This is a genomic window from Mesorhizobium sp. B2-4-1, from assembly GCF_006442185.1.
GTDB lineage: Bacteria > Pseudomonadota > Alphaproteobacteria > Rhizobiales > Rhizobiaceae > Mesorhizobium.
Map to the genome: position 1 here is coordinate 41,867 of NZ_VFVN01000015.1, position 15,056 is coordinate 56,922.

The 15,056-nt window shown below is 64.8% G+C and carries 17 protein-coding genes; 9 read left to right on the forward strand and 8 right to left on the reverse strand.

The genetic code is table 11. The annotated features are described in order from the left end of the window. Positions 1-65: 65 nt before the first annotated feature. From FJ949_RS27335 to FJ949_RS27345, 3 genes are all read left to right on the forward strand, one after another. The gene (locus FJ949_RS27335) at positions 66-587 is read left to right on the forward strand and encodes a gamma-glutamylcyclotransferase (protein WP_140500781.1); all 522 of its coding nucleotides are present in this window, start codon (positions 66-68) and stop codon (positions 585-587) included. Positions 588-705: 118 nt separating this feature from the next. Next, complete coding sequence (locus FJ949_RS27340) at positions 706-1,653, forward strand: aldo/keto reductase (RefSeq protein WP_140500782.1); 948 nt, start codon at positions 706-708, stop codon at positions 1,651-1,653. A gap of 86 nt (positions 1,654-1,739) precedes the next feature. Continuing rightward, on the forward strand, positions 1,740-2,366 hold the full coding sequence (locus FJ949_RS27345; RefSeq protein ID WP_140500783.1) for a LysE family translocator: 627 nt from the start codon (positions 1,740-1,742) through the stop codon (positions 2,364-2,366). Positions 2,367-2,406: 40 nt separating this feature from the next. Here FJ949_RS27345 and FJ949_RS27350 read toward each other — a convergent pair whose 3' ends face one another. Continuing rightward, entirely contained in the window at positions 2,407-3,195 is a 789-nt protein-coding gene (locus tag FJ949_RS27350; protein ID WP_140500784.1) for a 1-acyl-sn-glycerol-3-phosphate acyltransferase, read from the reverse strand. A 122-nt stretch (positions 3,196-3,317) separates the two neighbouring features. Next, positions 3,318-4,220, reverse strand: a complete 903-nt coding sequence (locus FJ949_RS27355) for a LysR family transcriptional regulator (RefSeq protein ID WP_140500785.1) — start codon at positions 4,218-4,220, stop codon at positions 3,318-3,320. 112 nt (positions 4,221-4,332) lie between these two features. Here FJ949_RS27355 and FJ949_RS27360 point away from each other — a divergent pair, with 112 nt between their 5' ends. Both FJ949_RS27360 and FJ949_RS27365 read left to right on the forward strand, forming a co-directional pair. After that, a complete protein-coding gene (locus FJ949_RS27360; protein ID WP_140500786.1) occupies positions 4,333-4,803 on the forward strand; it encodes a DUF1348 family protein in 471 nt (156 codons plus the stop codon). Between the two features lie 25 nt (positions 4,804-4,828). Further along, the gene (locus FJ949_RS27365) at positions 4,829-5,461 is read left to right on the forward strand and encodes a pyridoxamine 5'-phosphate oxidase family protein (protein WP_140500787.1); all 633 of its coding nucleotides are present in this window, start codon (positions 4,829-4,831) and stop codon (positions 5,459-5,461) included. A 9-nt stretch (positions 5,462-5,470) separates the two neighbouring features. On the opposite strand, the gene FJ949_RS27370 is transcribed toward FJ949_RS27365, so the two are convergent. The 3 genes from FJ949_RS27370 to ftsE all read right to left on the reverse strand — a co-directional run bounded on the left by FJ949_RS27370 (position 5,471) and on the right by ftsE (position 7,922). Further along, entirely contained in the window at positions 5,471-6,184 is a 714-nt protein-coding gene (locus tag FJ949_RS27370; RefSeq protein ID WP_140500788.1) for a YdcF family protein, read from the reverse strand. A 99-nt stretch (positions 6,185-6,283) separates the two neighbouring features. Then, the gene (locus FJ949_RS27375; protein WP_140500789.1) at positions 6,284-7,270 is read right to left on the reverse strand and encodes an ABC transporter permease; all 987 of its coding nucleotides are present in this window, start codon (positions 7,268-7,270) and stop codon (positions 6,284-6,286) included. After that, positions 7,263-7,922 carry a cell division ATP-binding protein FtsE gene (ftsE, locus tag FJ949_RS27380; protein ID WP_027023302.1) on the reverse strand — a complete coding sequence of 220 codons (660 nt, stop codon included), beginning with the start codon at positions 7,920-7,922 and terminating at the stop codon, positions 7,263-7,265. The genes FJ949_RS27375 and ftsE overlap by 8 nt, the downstream gene beginning before the upstream one ends. A gap of 302 nt (positions 7,923-8,224) precedes the next feature. Here ftsE and FJ949_RS27385 point away from each other — a divergent pair, with 302 nt between their 5' ends. From FJ949_RS27385 to FJ949_RS27395, 3 genes are all read left to right on the forward strand, one after another. Beyond that, a complete protein-coding gene (locus FJ949_RS27385) occupies positions 8,225-8,866 on the forward strand; it encodes a hypothetical protein (RefSeq protein WP_140500790.1) in 642 nt (213 codons plus the stop codon). Between the two features lie 89 nt (positions 8,867-8,955). Further along, complete coding sequence (gene hpt, locus FJ949_RS27390) at positions 8,956-9,498, forward strand: hypoxanthine phosphoribosyltransferase (RefSeq protein ID WP_023677924.1); 543 nt, start codon at positions 8,956-8,958, stop codon at positions 9,496-9,498. A gap of 109 nt (positions 9,499-9,607) precedes the next feature. After that, the gene (locus tag FJ949_RS27395; RefSeq protein WP_181165388.1) at positions 9,608-9,979 is read left to right on the forward strand and encodes a response regulator; all 372 of its coding nucleotides are present in this window, start codon (positions 9,608-9,610) and stop codon (positions 9,977-9,979) included. Here the strand turns inward: FJ949_RS27395 and FJ949_RS27400 are convergent, their stop codons facing one another. Beyond that, entirely contained in the window at positions 9,980-10,921 is a 942-nt protein-coding gene (locus tag FJ949_RS27400; RefSeq protein WP_181165387.1) for a DMT family transporter, read from the reverse strand. Between the two features lie 222 nt (positions 10,922-11,143). Here FJ949_RS27400 and FJ949_RS27405 point away from each other — a divergent pair, with 222 nt between their 5' ends. After that, positions 11,144-12,025 carry a LysR family transcriptional regulator gene (locus tag FJ949_RS27405; RefSeq protein ID WP_140500792.1) on the forward strand — a complete coding sequence of 294 codons (882 nt, stop codon included), beginning with the start codon at positions 11,144-11,146 and terminating at the stop codon, positions 12,023-12,025. Here the strand turns inward: FJ949_RS27405 and FJ949_RS27410 are convergent. Together FJ949_RS27410 and FJ949_RS27415 are read right to left on the reverse strand one after the other, a co-directional pair. Then, positions 12,004-12,375 carry a glyoxalase superfamily protein gene (locus FJ949_RS27410; RefSeq protein WP_140500793.1) on the reverse strand — a complete coding sequence of 124 codons (372 nt, stop codon included), beginning with the start codon at positions 12,373-12,375 and terminating at the stop codon, positions 12,004-12,006. The genes FJ949_RS27405 and FJ949_RS27410 overlap by 22 nt on opposite strands. A 41-nt stretch (positions 12,376-12,416) precedes the next feature. Continuing rightward, positions 12,417-15,011 carry a TIGR02302 family protein gene (locus FJ949_RS27415; protein WP_140500794.1) on the reverse strand — a complete coding sequence of 865 codons (2,595 nt, stop codon included), beginning with the start codon at positions 15,009-15,011 and terminating at the stop codon, positions 12,417-12,419. Between the last annotated feature and the right edge of the window lie 45 nt (positions 15,012-15,056).

Sequence of the window (15,056 nt, forward strand, 5' to 3'; positions counted from 1 at the left end):
GATGGACGGAAAAAACACCGATTCCGGTGTGGTGTTGCCATTCTTACGCAATCAGGCACGGCGATATGGGCGATTTTTGGGTGTTTGGCTATGGTTCGTTGATATGGCGGCCGGGGTTCGCGCATGTCGAGACAAGGCGGGCGCGCCTGCATGGCTATCGTCGCGCGCTGTGCGTCTATTCCTTCGTGCATCGCGGCACGCGGGAACGTCCGGGGCTGGTGCTCGGCCTTGACCGCGGGGGTTCCTGCGTCGGGCTGGCTTTCCGGGTGCCGGGCGAGTTGCGGGACGAGGTCATCGCCTATCTGCGTGAGCGCGAGCTGGTCACCAATGTCTATCTCGAGCGCATGCTCAATGTCCGCCTTGACGGCGGCGGCACGGTCGAGGCCGTGGCCTATATCGTCGACCGCAATCATGAGCAGTATGCCGGTGCGCTCGATGCGGCCCACGCCGCTGATGTGGTGCGCGGCGCTGTCGGCCAATCCGGCAATAATGAGGATTATGTGTCGAGCACGCTGGACCATCTCCGGGCGCTCGGCATCCGCGATCACTGGTTGGAAGACGTGGCCAGGCGGATCGCGCCTTTGTGAAGCGCTGGCTTGCGGAAAAATCCGGCGAGGTCTTTGACCTCGATGCGGCGAGACCTAGGTTAGGCTCCGACTCTCAACGGGCGATAGCCGCCCAATCCCACCAACACGGAGATCAGCCTTGCAGAAACGCCGTCTCGGTCGCACCGACCTTTCCATCGCGCCGCTGGTTCTGGGCGGCAATGTCTTCGGCTGGACCGCCGACGAGAAGACGTCGTTCGACCTGCTCGACCGCTTCGTCGGCGCCGGCCTGAACGCGGTCGACACAGCGGATGCCTATTCGCGCTGGGTGCCCGGCCACGAGGGCGGCGAATCGGAAACCATCATCGGCAAATGGATGAAGGACCGCGGCAACCGCGATAAGGTCGTGATGATCACCAAAGTGGGCTCGGACATGGGGCAGGGCCACAAGGACCTGTCCGCCGCTTACATCGAAAAGGCCGTCGATGCATCGCTGAAGCGGCTTCAGACCGAGTTCATCGATCTTTATCTGTCGCACTGGCCGGATCCAACCACGCCCTATGAGGAAACCCTCGGCGCCTATGAAAAGCTCCTCGCCAAGGGCAAGATCCGGTATGCCGGCTGCTCGAATCTCGACGCCGGCCAGTTGCGCGCCGCGCTCGACGTGGCAAGCCTGCGCAGCCTGCCGCGCTATGAAGTGCTGCAGCCGGAATACAATCTCTACGACCGCTCGTCGTTCGATGGCCCGCTGCGCGATCTCTGCATGGCGGAGGACATCGGCGTGATCACCTATTTCAGCCTGGCCAAGGGTTTCTTGAGTGGCAAATACCGCAGCGAGGCCGATCTCGGTCAAAGCCCGCGCGGCGGCGGCGTGAAAGATTACCTCAATGCGCGCGGTATGCGCATCCTCGCGGCACTCGACGCGGTGTCCGCCAGGCATTCGGCCAAACAGGCGGAAGTGGCGCTTGCCTGGGTCATTGCCCGGCCGGGCGTCACCGCGCCTATCGCCAGCGCCACCAAGCCTGAACAGATGGACAGCCTGATCAAGGCGGTGTCGCTGGAGCTGAGCGCCGACGACATGGCCGAGCTCGACAAGGCGAGCGGCTGAGCCGTCAGCAGCGCGCACGATCGTCCAAGACGGTCGCCCCGACCTTGACATACCGTCATTGACGCTTGGCAAGACAGGAGGCGCGGATGGCAGGCCCGCTTTTTTCGCAGCCGGATATGTGGCGTCAGCTCGTTGCGCTGATGCTTGCCGCCACGGCCGTCATGGGCAGCCCAGGACCGGCGACGATAAGCGTCACCGCCGTCGGCGCGGCGTTCGGCCTTCGCCGTTCCCTGAGCTACGCCTTGGGGGTCATCCTGGGCACGATCACCGTGCTTCTGGTCGTGGCAAGCGGGGTGAGCGCCATGCTTGCCGCGATGCCGCGGCTCGCGCCGCTGCTTGTCGCGGCGTCGGCTGCCTATATCCTCCATCTCGCGTTCAAGATTGCCAGCGCGCCGCCCCTGGCGGCGGATGCCGGCGAGGCCGCGCGACCGACATTCACCGGCGGGTTCCTGCTGGCGGTGGCCAACCCGAAGGCTTATGTGGCCATCGCCGCGGTGTTCGCCGGCGCGTCCGCGGATTCGGGCGCCGGCGCCATCGGCACCGGGCCGAAGCTGACCGCTCTCGCATTCATGATCGTCGCCATCCATGCCGTGTGGCTGCTTGCGGGCGCTGCTTTCGCGCGCTTTCTTCGCAGGCCGGTGGCTTCGCGCATCATCAATCTGGTCTTTGCCGCGACGCTGGTGCTGACGACCGCACTGGCTGTGTTCGCTTGAACGTTGCGCGAGCCGCCATCGGCGCGCCGAAGGCCGCACTTCAGGCTTTGGCGCCGAGTTCCCGCAGCCGCTTGACCGCCGTCGGCGGCAAGGCGGGCGGATTGGGTGCACGGGACGCGTCGATGAGGAACTGGTCGCAGGCGGTTTCGGTTTCGCCGATCAGCCGCCGCATGAATTCCTCCTTGTCCAGGCCCGGCGGGATCGGCGGCAGGAAGCGCGCCTTGATGGTGCCGGGATAGCGCAGGAACTTGCGGCGCGGCCAATAGAGGCCGGCAACATGGGCGACCGGCACCACGGGAATGCCGAGCTGCGCATAGATTTCGACGATGCCGTATTTGTAGGCGGGTTCGTCGCCGGGCGCGCGGCGGGTGCCTTCGGGATAGATGATGAGCTGCCGCGGGTTGCGCGCGATTTCTTCCTTGGTCGCCGCAACCACCGCCTTCAGCGCCTTGGAGCGGCTGCCGCGGTCGACCGGGATCATGCGCATTTTCAGGATGTACCAGCCGAAGAACGGAATCCAGGTCAGCTCGCGCTTCAGAATGTAGAGTGGATCCTGGAGATAGGGGAAGAAGGCGATCGCGTCCCAGAAGGACTGGTGCTTGGGCGCCAGGATGAAGGAACCTTCGGGCAGATTTTCCAGCCCGGTGATGTCGCTCTTGGTCCCGGCGATCTTGTCGTAGAGCCACATCGAGGTGCGCGACCAGAATTTCGGCACGAACCAGGCGCGATGGCGCGGCGACAGGAAATAATAGGGAGTCCAGAGGATCATCTGGACGATCAGATTGACGTAGAAGACGAAATTGAACGCCAGCGATCGGACTTGGAGCATTGGGGGAGGCCCGGTAAGGAGGTGTGCGTTGGTTACACCAAGCGGGCGCAAAAAGGAAATGGTCGAAGATGCCCACGAACGGCGCCGAAAGACGTTTCGGCTTCGCCCACGGCCCAGCCGCGCTACATCAGCCGCGCCAGTCTTTCTTTCAGGCGCGGGGCGGCGAAGTCAAGAAATGCGCGCAGCTTGACCGGCAGCAAGCCGTGGCCTGCGTGCACCAGGCTTACCGGCCAGGGTTCCGGTTCGAACTCCCGCAGCAGCACGCACAGCGCGCCTGACCGCACCGCCGCGTCGACCTGGTAGGACAGCACCCTCGTCAGCCCGACGCCGGCGAGCGCGGCATCGATCGCAGCTTCGGCGGTGTTGACCTGAAGCCGCGAGCGGACCCGAATCGGCATCTCGGCCTTCCCGACGGTGAAGCTCCATGTCGAGAGCGCGCCCGGCCCTTCGAAGGTAATGCAGCTGTGGGACTCGAGGTCCGCAAGCGCCGTCGGGGCGCCGCGTTCGGCCAGATAGCCGGGGCTCGCGCAAACGACACGGCGGATCGTACCGATCCGCATGGCGACAAAACTGGAGTCGGGAAGCCGGCCGATGCGGATGGCGAGGTCGAAATGGTCCTCGACCAACCGGGTTATGCGGTCGGCCAGGGTCAGGCGGATGTCTACGTCGGGATAGGCGGCGAGGAAGCCGGTCACGACCGGCAGCACATGCAGGCGGCCGAAGACGACCGGCGCGGTGATGGCCAGTTCGCCCGTCGGGGCGCTGTATTCGCCGGCCGCCATGCGCTCGGCCTCGCCGACCTCGCCCAGGATGCGACGGCAGGCGGCAAGATAGGCCTGGCCCGCATCGGTCAGCGTCAGCCGGCGCGTCGAGCGGTTCAGAAGGCGGGTCTTGAGATGCCGTTCCAGGTCGGAAACCTTGCGGCTGACCGTCGCCAGCGGAATGCGAAAACGGCGCGCGGCGGCAGACAGGCTGCCGGCCTCCGCCGCGGCGACAAAGAGCGACATGGCTTCGAGCCGGTCCATCGATTCTTCCGGAAATTGGAAGGATAGATTACAAATATGGCATCTACATCTGTCTGATGGAAGCCTCCATATTGGCCGTGACGCAGACGACCCGGGTCAAGAAGGAATTGTCATGTCGCAAGAGCGCCCGCCGCTGCCGCCATTCACCGCGGAAACCGCCGCGCAGAAGGCGCGCATGGCCGAGGATGCCTGGAACTCGCGCGATCCAGCCCGTGTCGCGCTTGCCTATACGGTAGACAGCCGCTGGCGCAATCGCGCCGAGTTCCTGCAAGGCCGCGATGCCATCCAGGCTTTCCTGACGCGCAAATGGAGCCGGGAACTCGACTACCGGCTGATCAAGGAGGTCTGGGCTTTCCATGGCAACCGTATCGCGGTGCGTTTCGCCTATGAGTGGCATGACGACAGCGGCTCGTGGTTCCGCAGCTATGGCAACGAGAACTGGGAATTCGACGAACATGGGCTGATGCGGCTGCGCATCGCCAGCATCAACGACCTGCCGATCGGCGCTGCCGACCGTAAATATCACTGGCCGCTCGGCCGACGGCCGGACGACCATCCGTCGCTGTCTGAACTCGGGCTTTAACCTCTCCGGGTAAGAAAGGCTATCGATGGACGCGCATGCTTTTACCAGCGACGTCGCTTTCACGCCGACCGTCAAGGCGATCCAGGCCCGCAAGGGCTCTCGCCAGGCCTTTTCCCGGGTCGAGGAACGCGGTGGCTGGCAGTCGGTGATTACATCGGACCTTGCGGCCTTCATCGAGATGCAGACCAGCGTCTTCCTGTCGACGGCCAACGGTGTTGGCCAGCCCTATATCCAGCATCGCGGCGGGCCGGCCGGCTTCCTCAAGGTGCTCGATGAAAAGACGATCGGCTTCGCCGATTTCGCCGGCAACAGACAGTTCATCACCCAGGGCAATCTCGCCGACAATCCGCAGGCCTTCCTGTTCCTCATCGACTATGCCCATCGCCGGCGCGTCAAGATCTGGGGCAGCGCGCGCGTGGTGGAAGGCGACGCCGAGTTGATGGCGAGGCTGATGCCGCGGGATTATGCGGCACGGCCCGAACAGGTCATCCTGTTCACCGTAGCGACCTGGGATGCCAATTGTCCGCAGCACATTCCGCAGCGTTTCGAGGCCGCCGATGTGGCGGCGGCGCTGGCCGAACGGGACAGGCGGATCGAACGGCTCGAACAGGAAGTCGCTCGCCTGCGGCAGGCGCCGGGATCCGTCGTCACCAAATGACGAGCAGGTTCAGCTGCCGGCGGCGATCTCGGCCAACGCGATGCCGTCCGGCGTCGGCTTCACCGGAACGATGCCGCGCGCCAATGCGAGCAGATATTTATTGTATTCGGTGAACAGCACGCGCAGCGCCCGCGGCTTGGTCAGCCAGCCGCCATTGTCGAGATTGCTGTTGACCACCGGATAGGGTTCGAGCTTGGCCTTGTGCAGCAGCCGGCCCATTTCCAGCAGGCTGCGCGGCATGTGGTAATTGTTGGTGACGAGGATCACCGTGCCGTAGGCATGGCTCTCGACCCATTTGGCGCTTTCCTCGGCATTGCCGATCGTGTCGAGCGCGGCGCGGTCGATGTCGACGCAGCAGGAAAACAGCCTGATGTCACCGCCGGTCGCGGCCTGAAGCTGACGCCGGCTGGCGGAGGGATGCACACCGCTGATCAAAAGCCGCGCGCCCTTGCCGGACGCCAGCAGTTCCATCGCCGCATCGAGGCGCGATTGGCCGCCGGTCAACACGATGATCGCGTCGGCCTTGGCCGGGTTGGCAGGGGTGGTCAGATGGCTGACGGTGTTGGCGAACCAGCCGAAGCCGCCGGCAAACAGGGCGACCAGGGCAAGCAAGGCGAAAGAAGAAACGCGCAGCACGGCCGAAACCCGGCCGCGTCCATGCGGACGCGCCGCCAACGCCGGCATCGGTCCAACGGTACTGGTCGAGTCCCGCACCTCCATCATGACATGGTTAATCCCGAAATGCGGCCTTTGGTAGGTAAAAATCGCAATTTGCGTTACGGCGGTTCTTCATGCGTGATCGATCCTGGTCATTCGACGTCGTCATGCTTCAGGCTGGCGCACGTCGATGTCGCTGAGATAGGCGACGACGGTGGCGTGCGAGGTTGCAGCCGTCAGCGCGCCGATGACCAGCACCATCAGCACGACACCGAGATAGCCGGCCGAGCCGATGGCGAAGTTGCCGAATAGCGCAGTCGCCTGGTCGGCCTGCGGGGTCGCCATGTTGCGCGAGGACCACCAGGAAAAGACGATGAAGACGGCGACCGCGGCGGCTCCGCCGGCGGCCGCGCCCTTCATGCCGGTGATCAGGAAATGGCGACGGAACTCGCGGGCGATGAAACGCGCTTCGGCGCCGACGAAATGCAGCACCTCGATGATGTGGCCGTTGCCGGCCATGGCGCCGCGCGTGGCGAACACCACGGTCAGCACCGTCGCCGAGAGCATCAGCGCCAGCACCGCGATACCGATGGTCACCGTGGTGCGGGCCATGGCCACCAGCCGGTCCACCCAGGTGCGGTGATCGTCAAGCGATGCGCTCGGCAGCTTCGGCGTGATCGCGGCGCGCATGGCGGCGAAATCGGGCGGGTTGCTCTCGTCGATGGTGACGATGATCAGCCGCGGCACCGGCAGTTCGTCGATGTTGAGGCCCGAACCCAGCCACGGCTCCAGCAATCTGGCGGTGGCGTCGCGGTCGATGATCCTGGTCGCCTTCACGCCGGGGAATTCGCCGGCGATCTGCGAGGCCTGGGCAAGGGCTGCCTCCATGTCGAGGCCGTCGACCGGCTTGATCTGGATCGTCGCCTCGCGCGAGATCTGGTTTTCCCAGACCGAGGCGGTGTCGCGCACCAGGGTAACCGCGCCGAAGGTCAGGCAGGACAGGAAGGTCATGATGGCGATGACCAGCACCAGGGCGCGGCCGGCGATGTTCTGCGCCGGCACGATGGGCGCCATCTTGCGCTGGACGCGCGGCCTTGGCGCGGCCGCTTCGTCGGCCTGTGCGTCGAGGTGTTCGGCGGAAAGCTCAGTCATAGATATCAAGCCTCCCGCCGGCCAGGATCATGCGGCGCGCATCGACCTGCTCCATCAGGCCGAGATCGTGGGTCGCGATCACCACGGCGGTGCCCAGGCGGTTGAGTTCGATGAAAAGCCTGAGCAGGCGTCGCGCCAGCGGCGGATCGACATTGCCGGTCGGCTCGTCGGCCAGCAGGATCTCCGGCTGCTCGATCAGGGCGCGGGCGATCGCGGCCCGCTGCTTCTCGCCGCCCGACAGGACCGGCGGCAGCACATGCATGCGTTCGCCGAGCCCGACCCATTTCAACAGCTCGGTGACGTCGGTGCGATAGCTCGCTTCCTCGCGCCCGCGCACGCGCAAGGGCAACGCGACATTCTCATAGGTGGTCATGTGGTCGAGCAGGCGGAAATCCTGGAACACCACGCCGATACGGCGCCTGAGATGCGGCAGTTCGGCGCGCGAGATGCGGGAGCGGTCCTTGCCGAAGATGGTGATCAGCCCACGCGTCGGCTTCAGCGACATGAAGAGAAGCCGCAGCAACGTCGTCTTGCCGGCGCCCGAAGGCCCGCTCAGGAACTGGAACGAGCGCTCCGGTATGTGCAGGGAAATGTCGCGGAGGATTTCCGGACCCATGCCATAGCGGAGGCCGACATTTTCGAAGCGAATCACTTTCGGCGACCTGAAATTCCTAGAGCGTGATGCCGAAAAGTGTGAGGCGGTTTTCGGGCGACATCATGCTCTATCACTCTAATTCGGAGGCGGATTCAGATTTCAGGTCGATTTGACCTGAAATCGGAATCCGTCGGCGGCAAGCCGGCCTGTTCTGGGAAAAGACCATCGGCCGGCATGGTTAACCGGCGGTTAATTAGCGGGTTGTTTCGGCTCGTCACAAGGGCTCCGGTGGGGGAAGCGTTAACCATTTGCCTTTACGCAAAAGAAACGAAAAGCGAACGTGCTGCAATGCTGGGGCCATGATGGCTGAGGATCGAACCGCGCGCCCGGTTTCCGGCGAAATCATGACCGACCCGCCGGCAAATGCCGCGCCGGAGCGTATCCTGCGCGCTGGCGCGGCGGATATCGTCGATGCCGACTATGTGGTGGTGCCGCGGGCCATGCCCCATGCCGAAGCCATTTCACCGCGGCGCGTGATGTCCATGCCATCCCTCGAAGGCATGGACATGCTGCGCAAGCCCGAGCCGCCGCCGGTGCGGCCGCCGGCGCCGCGCGGCGGTCCGATCTTCTGGATCGCCGGTGTCGGCGCCGCCTTTGCCGTCTTCTGGATCTCCGGCGGGCATGCACTGGTGCGCCAGGCGCCGCCCGCCGCGGGCGGACCGGCCTCGGCGTTGAGCATTTCAGGGGTGACGTCACGCGTGGACGCGTCTGGGGCGAACCCCGTGCTGTTCGTCGACGGCGAGGCCGCCAATGACGGTGCAAGTCCGGCGACGCTGCCGCCTCTCGAGATCCGCGTCACCGGCAATGATGGGCGCACAACGCGCTATACTTTGGGGACATCCAGCCGCTCATTGGCGCCAAGTGAAAGATTCGGCTTTGCCAGCCGGCTAGACGTCCCTAGAAACGGCGTAAGGACGGTGTCGGTCACCTTCGCGGAATAGCATGTGCGACAGGTGAGGCCGGCCCGCAAACGGCTGATGTCAGCGCTTCCGGTGCGCGAAGGCCTTTGAAAATCTTGAAGGGACGAAGAATGCCAGTTGTGCGCGGCAAGGACATCGAGGTCCTGTTTTCGGCGTCGGCCATCGCCCGACGCAATCTCGAACTCGCCAAGGAGATCGCCGGGCACGACTATCACGATCTTCTGGTGATCTCGGTGCTGAAGGGCTCGTTCATCTTCGCCGCAGACCTTATCCGCGCCATGCATGATGTCGGCCTGTCGCCGGAGGTCGAGTTCATCTTCATCTCCAGCTACGGCGCCGGCACCACAAGCGGCGAGGTGAGGGTGCTGCGCGACATCGACAACGAGGTCGCCGGCCGCGACGTGCTTCTGATCGACGACATTCTGGAGTCGGGCAAGACGCTGAGCTTCACCCGCGACCTGATGCTGTCACGCGGCGCCAGAAGCTGCGCCATCGCGGTGCTGCTCGACAAGCGCATGCGTCGCCAGACCACCCTCAATGCCGATTATGTCGGCTTCGACTGCCCCGACTATTTCGTCGTCGGCTACGGCATGGATGTCGCGCACGCCTTTCGCGAACTGCCGTTCGTCGGCGTCGTCAAAGGCGATGCGTGAGGCAGCGGCAAATACTGAAAAAGGCCTTAACGGCTTCAAGAAAATAACCCATGCCGGAGCGCCGGGCCCTTCAGAAAAAGTCAACGTTTGCTCGCCAAACATGCCGGCCATGGCAAAGCTTCTGATCGTTGAGGACGATGAGTCCGTCCGCACCCTCGCAGCCCGGGCGCTCGAACGCGCCGGGCACGCAATCGACATCGCCGCCGACGGCGCGCAAGGGCTGGCGCTGATACGCGCCGCGAAGGGCGCCTATGATCTCGTCGTCTCCGACATCCGCATGCCCGAGATGGACGGCATCGAGATGGCGATTGCAGCTTCGGCATTTTTCCCGTCGATGAAGATACTGCTGATGACCGGCTATGCCGATCAGCGCGAGCGCGCCGAGGAGTTGAACGGCATCATCCTCGACGTCGTGCAGAAGCCGTTCACGCTGGCCGAAATCCGTTCACGCGTCGAACGGGCGCTGAGCATTTTCGCCTGATCAGGCGGGATCGGCAGCGACGAGTACCGGGAGCTTGCGCCGTCCGGTGTTGAGCGCAAGCAGGCCGGCGCCGATGATAAGGGCGGCGCCGATCACGGTCGTCGACCGCGGCACTTCGGCGAAGAACAGAAAACCCCACAGCGGCGACCACAGGATGCCGGTGTATTCGAAGGTGGCGACGCGGTTTGCCGGCGCCATCCGGTAGGCCTGCGACAGCAAGATCATGCCGGCGGAGGCGACGAAGCCGCAGGCGGCCATCTTGAGGAAATCCGGCAGCGTCGGCCACAGCCAGGGCCGCACCAGGAATTCCAGGCTGGGATGGGCGGCATGATTGATGCCGGCAAGCCAGAACAGGCTTGCGACCAGTGCGGCGCCGGCGAGATAGGCACCGTTCTGGTAGAAAGCCATCACGGTCGAAGATTCGGTGTCGCCGATCTTACGCGCCATCAGTTGCGAGAAGCCGTAGAGCACCGCGGAGCCCAGCGACAGCAGCGCCGCCCAGTCGAACAGTCCCGCACCCGGGCGCAGCATCACGACGACGCCAAGCAGCCCGATCAACACGGTCGCCAGCGTCTGCCAGGAGACCCGTTCGCCAAGATAGGGCCCGGCCAGCACCATGATGCAGAGCGGGGCCATGAAATAGAGCGCCACGGCATCGGCCAGGGGCAAGGCGGCGATGGCGAGGTAGTACATGGTGTAGGAGGTGAACTGAATGAAGGCGCGCATGGTCAGCATGCCGAACCGCCGCGACAGGATCGCACGCAGCCCGACATCGGCATGGACGAGCACGATCAGGATCGGCAGGGCGACGACCGCGCGGATGGCCATCACCTCGGTCACGGGGTAGCCGCCCGACACCGCCTTGACCAGCGGGTCCTGCAACGAGAAGACCAACACGCCCAGGCACAGGCTCAGCATGCCGAGCACCATCCGATTGCGCATAAGGATCCCAAGCTCCCGTACCAGGACGCAAGCAAGCTTGCAGCAAGCTAAAAAGAACCCGCCACCGTTTCGGGCAGCGGGCATGAGTGAGGACTGTTGATTGGTCCGTGGCCGAATCCTCAGCCACATATCCAATGGGTGAACCAACTATCATCCCGTGTTTGACATGTTGCAAACGAATTGGAATGATACCAGCAATCAAAATTCCTTATGGCGGACGGGATGCGGCCCACTCTCGACAGCGATCTCCTGCGCACCTTCGTGGCCATTGTCGAAGCAGGCAATTTCACCAAGGCGGCCGAGCAGGCCGGTCGCACCCAATCGGCGGTTTCGATGCAGATGAAGAAGCTCGAAAGCGTCATCGGCGACAGCCTGTTCGAGCGTGGGTCGCGCGGCGTGGCGCTGACGCGGCGCGGCGGCGATCTGATCGTCAATGCCCGCCGCATCGTCTCGCTGCTCGACGAGACGGCAGCGTCGATGGCGGCGGCGCCGCTCGGCGGGCCGGTGCGGATCGGCATTCCGGAGGAATATGGCCATGCCATCCTGTCGCGCGCGCTCGGCGCATTCTCAAAGCGTCACACCAAGGTCGAGGTCACCGTGCGCTATGCCCATTCGGGGGCGCAGATAGCGGCGCTTGCCGCCGGCGAGCTCGATCTTTGCGTGGTGTTCGAATGGCAGGATCCTTCAGGCGGCGAAGTGCTGATGCACGATCCGACGGTGTGGGTGACATCGATCCTGCATAACATGCATGAGGAGCGTCCGGTGCCGATCGCGCTCTACAACCGGGCCGGCTGGTGCAAGGATTTCGCCATCAAATCGCTCGAGCAGCGCGGGCTCGGCTATCGTGTCGCCTACACCAGCGACACGACCGGCGGCCTGAAGCTTGCCGTCACCTCGGGACTGGCGATCGCACCGATTTCGCGCAGCAACATTCCGGACGGCTGCCGCGAGTTGACGTCCGCCGACGGTTTCGGCGACATCGATTCCTCGAATGTGGTGATGCATCGCAACCCGAATGCGTCGGGCGAGGCGATCGACGGCATGCAAGAGGCGATCCGCGAGGCGTTCGTCAACAGGCAGACTCAGCCGGCCGCATCCTCGTAGAAATGCAGCCGGTTGCCGAACGGATCGGCAACCGACACCTCGCGGGTCTTCCACGGCGTCTTTTCCAGGCCCGGCCTGGCGAAACGGTATGCTTTGCCGATCAGCTCGCGATGCAGGGCGGCGATGTCCTCGACCTTGATGCGCATGGCGATGCCGGGCGCGCCGTCGCCATGGTGTTCGCTCAGATGCAGGATGCAGCCGTCACGGCCGACCGCCATGTAAAGCGGCGCGTTGTCGTCAAAGCGGTGCTCCCACAGCACCTGGAAGCCGAGGAAGCCGACGTAAAACTCGTGGGCCTTGGCAATGTCGAAGATGCGCAGGATGGGCGTCACTGTGCCGAGTTTGGGCATGATGTTGCAGCCGCTCCCAGCGGATGCCGCGGCGGCGATCCCTATTTCAGTTCCAGCAGCCGTTCCAGATAGCTGCGCTCGATATCGGGGCTGAGCGCATTGCCGAGCCGCTTGCGGATCGCTTCCAGGATCTGGCGGGCGCGCTGCACGTCGATCTCGTCCGGCACCTTCACCGAATCGCCGAAATCGGGACCCTGGCTGGCACGCGGCCGGCCGAGCGGATCGCGATCGGCGTTCTGCTGGCGACCGCCTTCCTGGCTGCCGCCTTCGTCGCCCTGCATCGCCTGCATCTGCTTCATCATGTCCTTGGCGCCCTTGCGCAGCGCCTCCAGCGCGCGCCCCTGGTGGCCAACGGCCTGATCACCTTCACCATCGCCCAGGGCCTGCTCGGCATTGCCCATTGATTTGCCGGCCTCGCCAAAGCCTTCATTGGGCTCCATGCCCATGCCCTCGAGCCCCTTCTTCAACTGCTCAAGGTCGTTCTTCAGCTGGCCTTGGCCTTCCTGCAACTGCTTCAGCGCATCGGCGAATTCCTGCGGCGTCATCGGCTTTTGCCCGGCGAGCGGATCGCGGTTCTCGCCTGCGCCCGGTCTGTCCTGATCCTCGCCGCCGCCTTCGCCGAGCTGTTCATCGCGGTTCTGGCCGCGCTGGCGCTCGCCGCGTTGCATCTGGTCCATGCGGAAGGTATCGTTCATCATCTCCTGCTGGCGCCGCAGGATGTCGCCGAGCTTGTCCATCTGCTGGCGCATCTGGCTGTCCTGCTGGCCACCCTGCTGCTGGCGGCCTGCCTGGAGGTTGTTCATCATGTCCTGCAGCTGCGACAGTAATTGCTGCGCCTTGTCGCGATCGCCGGACTTCGCCAGGTTCTCGATCTGGTCCATCATGCGATCGATGTCGCTCTGGCGCAGTTCCTGGCCGTTCTGCTGCATCTGCGGGGCGTTGGGATTCTGCTTGGCGCGCTCGGCGAATTCCTGCAGGAACTGGTTCATCGCCTCGCGCAGTTCCTTCATCGCCTTTTCGATCTCCGCGTCGCTGGCGCCGTTCTTGATAGCGTCCTGCAAAGCCTGCTGCGCCTGGCGCAGCCGCTTCTCGGCAGCCGAGAGATTGCCCTCCTCGATGCCGAGTGCGATTTCCCAGAGATAGGAGACCTCGTTGCGCAACTGGTCGTCGCTGTCGGCCATCTTCAACCGGCTGCGCGCGCTCATGATTGCGAGGTAGTGGGACATGTTGTCGAACGTGTCCTCGGGCCGCAGCGTGATCGCATCCATCAGGTCGAGCACGCGCGGCTTGGCGTTGGCGTCGAGCGCCAGCAGGCGGCGCTGCTCGATAACGGCACGCGCCAGCGGATTGGAGAACGGCCGCTCCGGCATCACCAATGTCTTGGTTTCGCTGCTCGCCGTATGCCCGGCATCGTCGGTGGCGACCAGCGTCAACTTGATCTCGGCGCCAGCCCAGACGTGCTCGGTCAGGTCCTTCGAGGTCCTGGCGGCATTCGCCTTGCCGCCACGGCGCGGCAGCGTCAGCGGCATGTCAGGCGGACCGTAGAGCGGACGTGCATCGGGCGCCTGCGGATCGGCGAGCGCGAACACGGCCTTGGCGTTGGCGGCGCCATAATCGTCGTCGATCTGGTAGTTGAGCTCGAAAGCGCCGTTGACAGCGCGCTTCGGCTCGCCGACGAAACGGATCTGCGGCGGCTTGTCCGGGATCACCGCGAAGGCCCAACGGCCGAGTTCGTCCTCGCCCGACTTCAGCGTTAGGGTGCCATCGCTCGTCAGCTTGCCGATGAACTGGCGCACTTTGGACTGCGCTGCCGGGCTTGCCGCCGGCTTGGCCGCGGCCGCCTGCGGGTCGGCGGGATCGATGGCGCGGGCATTGCCGTTCTTGTCGGCATAGGCAAGCGTCTCCTCGCCCGAGCCGCCGGTGACGCGCAGCGAAACATCGCTGCCTTCGGGAACGTGGAAAGCCGGCGCCGCCTGGTTGGCATCTGCGGTCAGGAAGATCGGCGGCTTGCCGGTATAGGCGGGCGGCGTCACCCATGCATCGATGCGCGGCGGCACGGCGTCATGCGCGTCCTGGGCGCGGAACGCGTCGGCTATCCGGCCACCGGTCGGTCCGAAGGAAAAAGCGAAGGCGGTGACGAGCAGAAGCGCCGCCACGGCACGCAACCCCCAGGGATCGCGTTCCGGCACGCGCGTGCGCGGCACGTCGGCGCCGAGGCTGTCGAGCCTGTCGGCCATGCGCTTCTGGTGCTCGCGCCACAGAGCCTGCGAGAAGCTGCTTTCGCGACCACTCGGCCGGTCCGTCTGGGTCTGGACGGGGTGGTGCAGCAAATGGTTGGCCGCCTCGATGCGGCGGTCGATCTCGGCGCCGCCCGGCATGCGGAAAAAGCGTAGCGGGTAGAGCGCGGCCAGTGTCGCGACGCCGAAGGCGGCGACCAGCCCGATGCGCGCGGCATCGGGCAGGCGCGGGAAAAGCCCTAGCCAGGAAATGCTGAGAAACAGGCTGGCGACGACGAGAAGCGGCAGCAGGAGCGGCCAGCCCCGTTCGACCATCATCGACACCCGCGTCGCCAGCCGGCTGAGCGCCAGGCGCCCGGCGAGACCGCGATCGCTGCTGAAGATCGGTCGTTCCGTCATCGGCCCTTCCACGGGAGCGGGCGGGATGGCCCGAACCTCACGACT

Coding starts and splice junctions, on each gene's coding strand:
- FJ949_RS27410 (WP_140500793.1), bottom strand. CDS start 12,375: ATGCCCAAACTCGGCACAGTGACGCCCATCCTGCGCATCTTCGACATT.
- FJ949_RS27335 (WP_140500781.1), top strand. CDS start 66: ATGGGCGATTTTTGGGTGTTTGGCTATGGTTCGTTGATATGGCGGCCG.
- FJ949_RS27350 (WP_140500784.1), bottom strand. CDS start 3,195: ATGCTCCAAGTCCGATCGCTGGCGTTCAATTTCGTCTTCTACGTCAAT.
- FJ949_RS27415 (WP_140500794.1), bottom strand. CDS start 15,011: ATGACGGAACGACCGATCTTCAGCAGCGATCGCGGTCTCGCCGGGCGC.
- hpt (WP_023677924.1), top strand. CDS start 8,956: ATGCCAGTTGTGCGCGGCAAGGACATCGAGGTCCTGTTTTCGGCGTCG.
- FJ949_RS27370 (WP_140500788.1), bottom strand. CDS start 6,184: ATGATGGAGGTGCGGGACTCGACCAGTACCGTTGGACCGATGCCGGCG.
- FJ949_RS27385 (WP_140500790.1), top strand. CDS start 8,225: ATGATGGCTGAGGATCGAACCGCGCGCCCGGTTTCCGGCGAAATCATG.
- FJ949_RS27405 (WP_140500792.1), top strand. CDS start 11,144: ATGCGGCCCACTCTCGACAGCGATCTCCTGCGCACCTTCGTGGCCATT.
- FJ949_RS27365 (WP_140500787.1), top strand. CDS start 4,829: ATGGACGCGCATGCTTTTACCAGCGACGTCGCTTTCACGCCGACCGTC.
- FJ949_RS27395 (WP_181165388.1), top strand. CDS start 9,608: ATGGCAAAGCTTCTGATCGTTGAGGACGATGAGTCCGTCCGCACCCTC.
- FJ949_RS27400 (WP_181165387.1), bottom strand. CDS start 10,921: ATGCGCAATCGGATGGTGCTCGGCATGCTGAGCCTGTGCCTGGGCGTG.
- FJ949_RS27345 (WP_140500783.1), top strand. CDS start 1,740: ATGGCAGGCCCGCTTTTTTCGCAGCCGGATATGTGGCGTCAGCTCGTT.
- FJ949_RS27360 (WP_140500786.1), top strand. CDS start 4,333: ATGTCGCAAGAGCGCCCGCCGCTGCCGCCATTCACCGCGGAAACCGCC.
- FJ949_RS27355 (WP_140500785.1), bottom strand. CDS start 4,220: ATGGACCGGCTCGAAGCCATGTCGCTCTTTGTCGCCGCGGCGGAGGCC.
- FJ949_RS27375 (WP_140500789.1), bottom strand. CDS start 7,270: ATGACTGAGCTTTCCGCCGAACACCTCGACGCACAGGCCGACGAAGCG.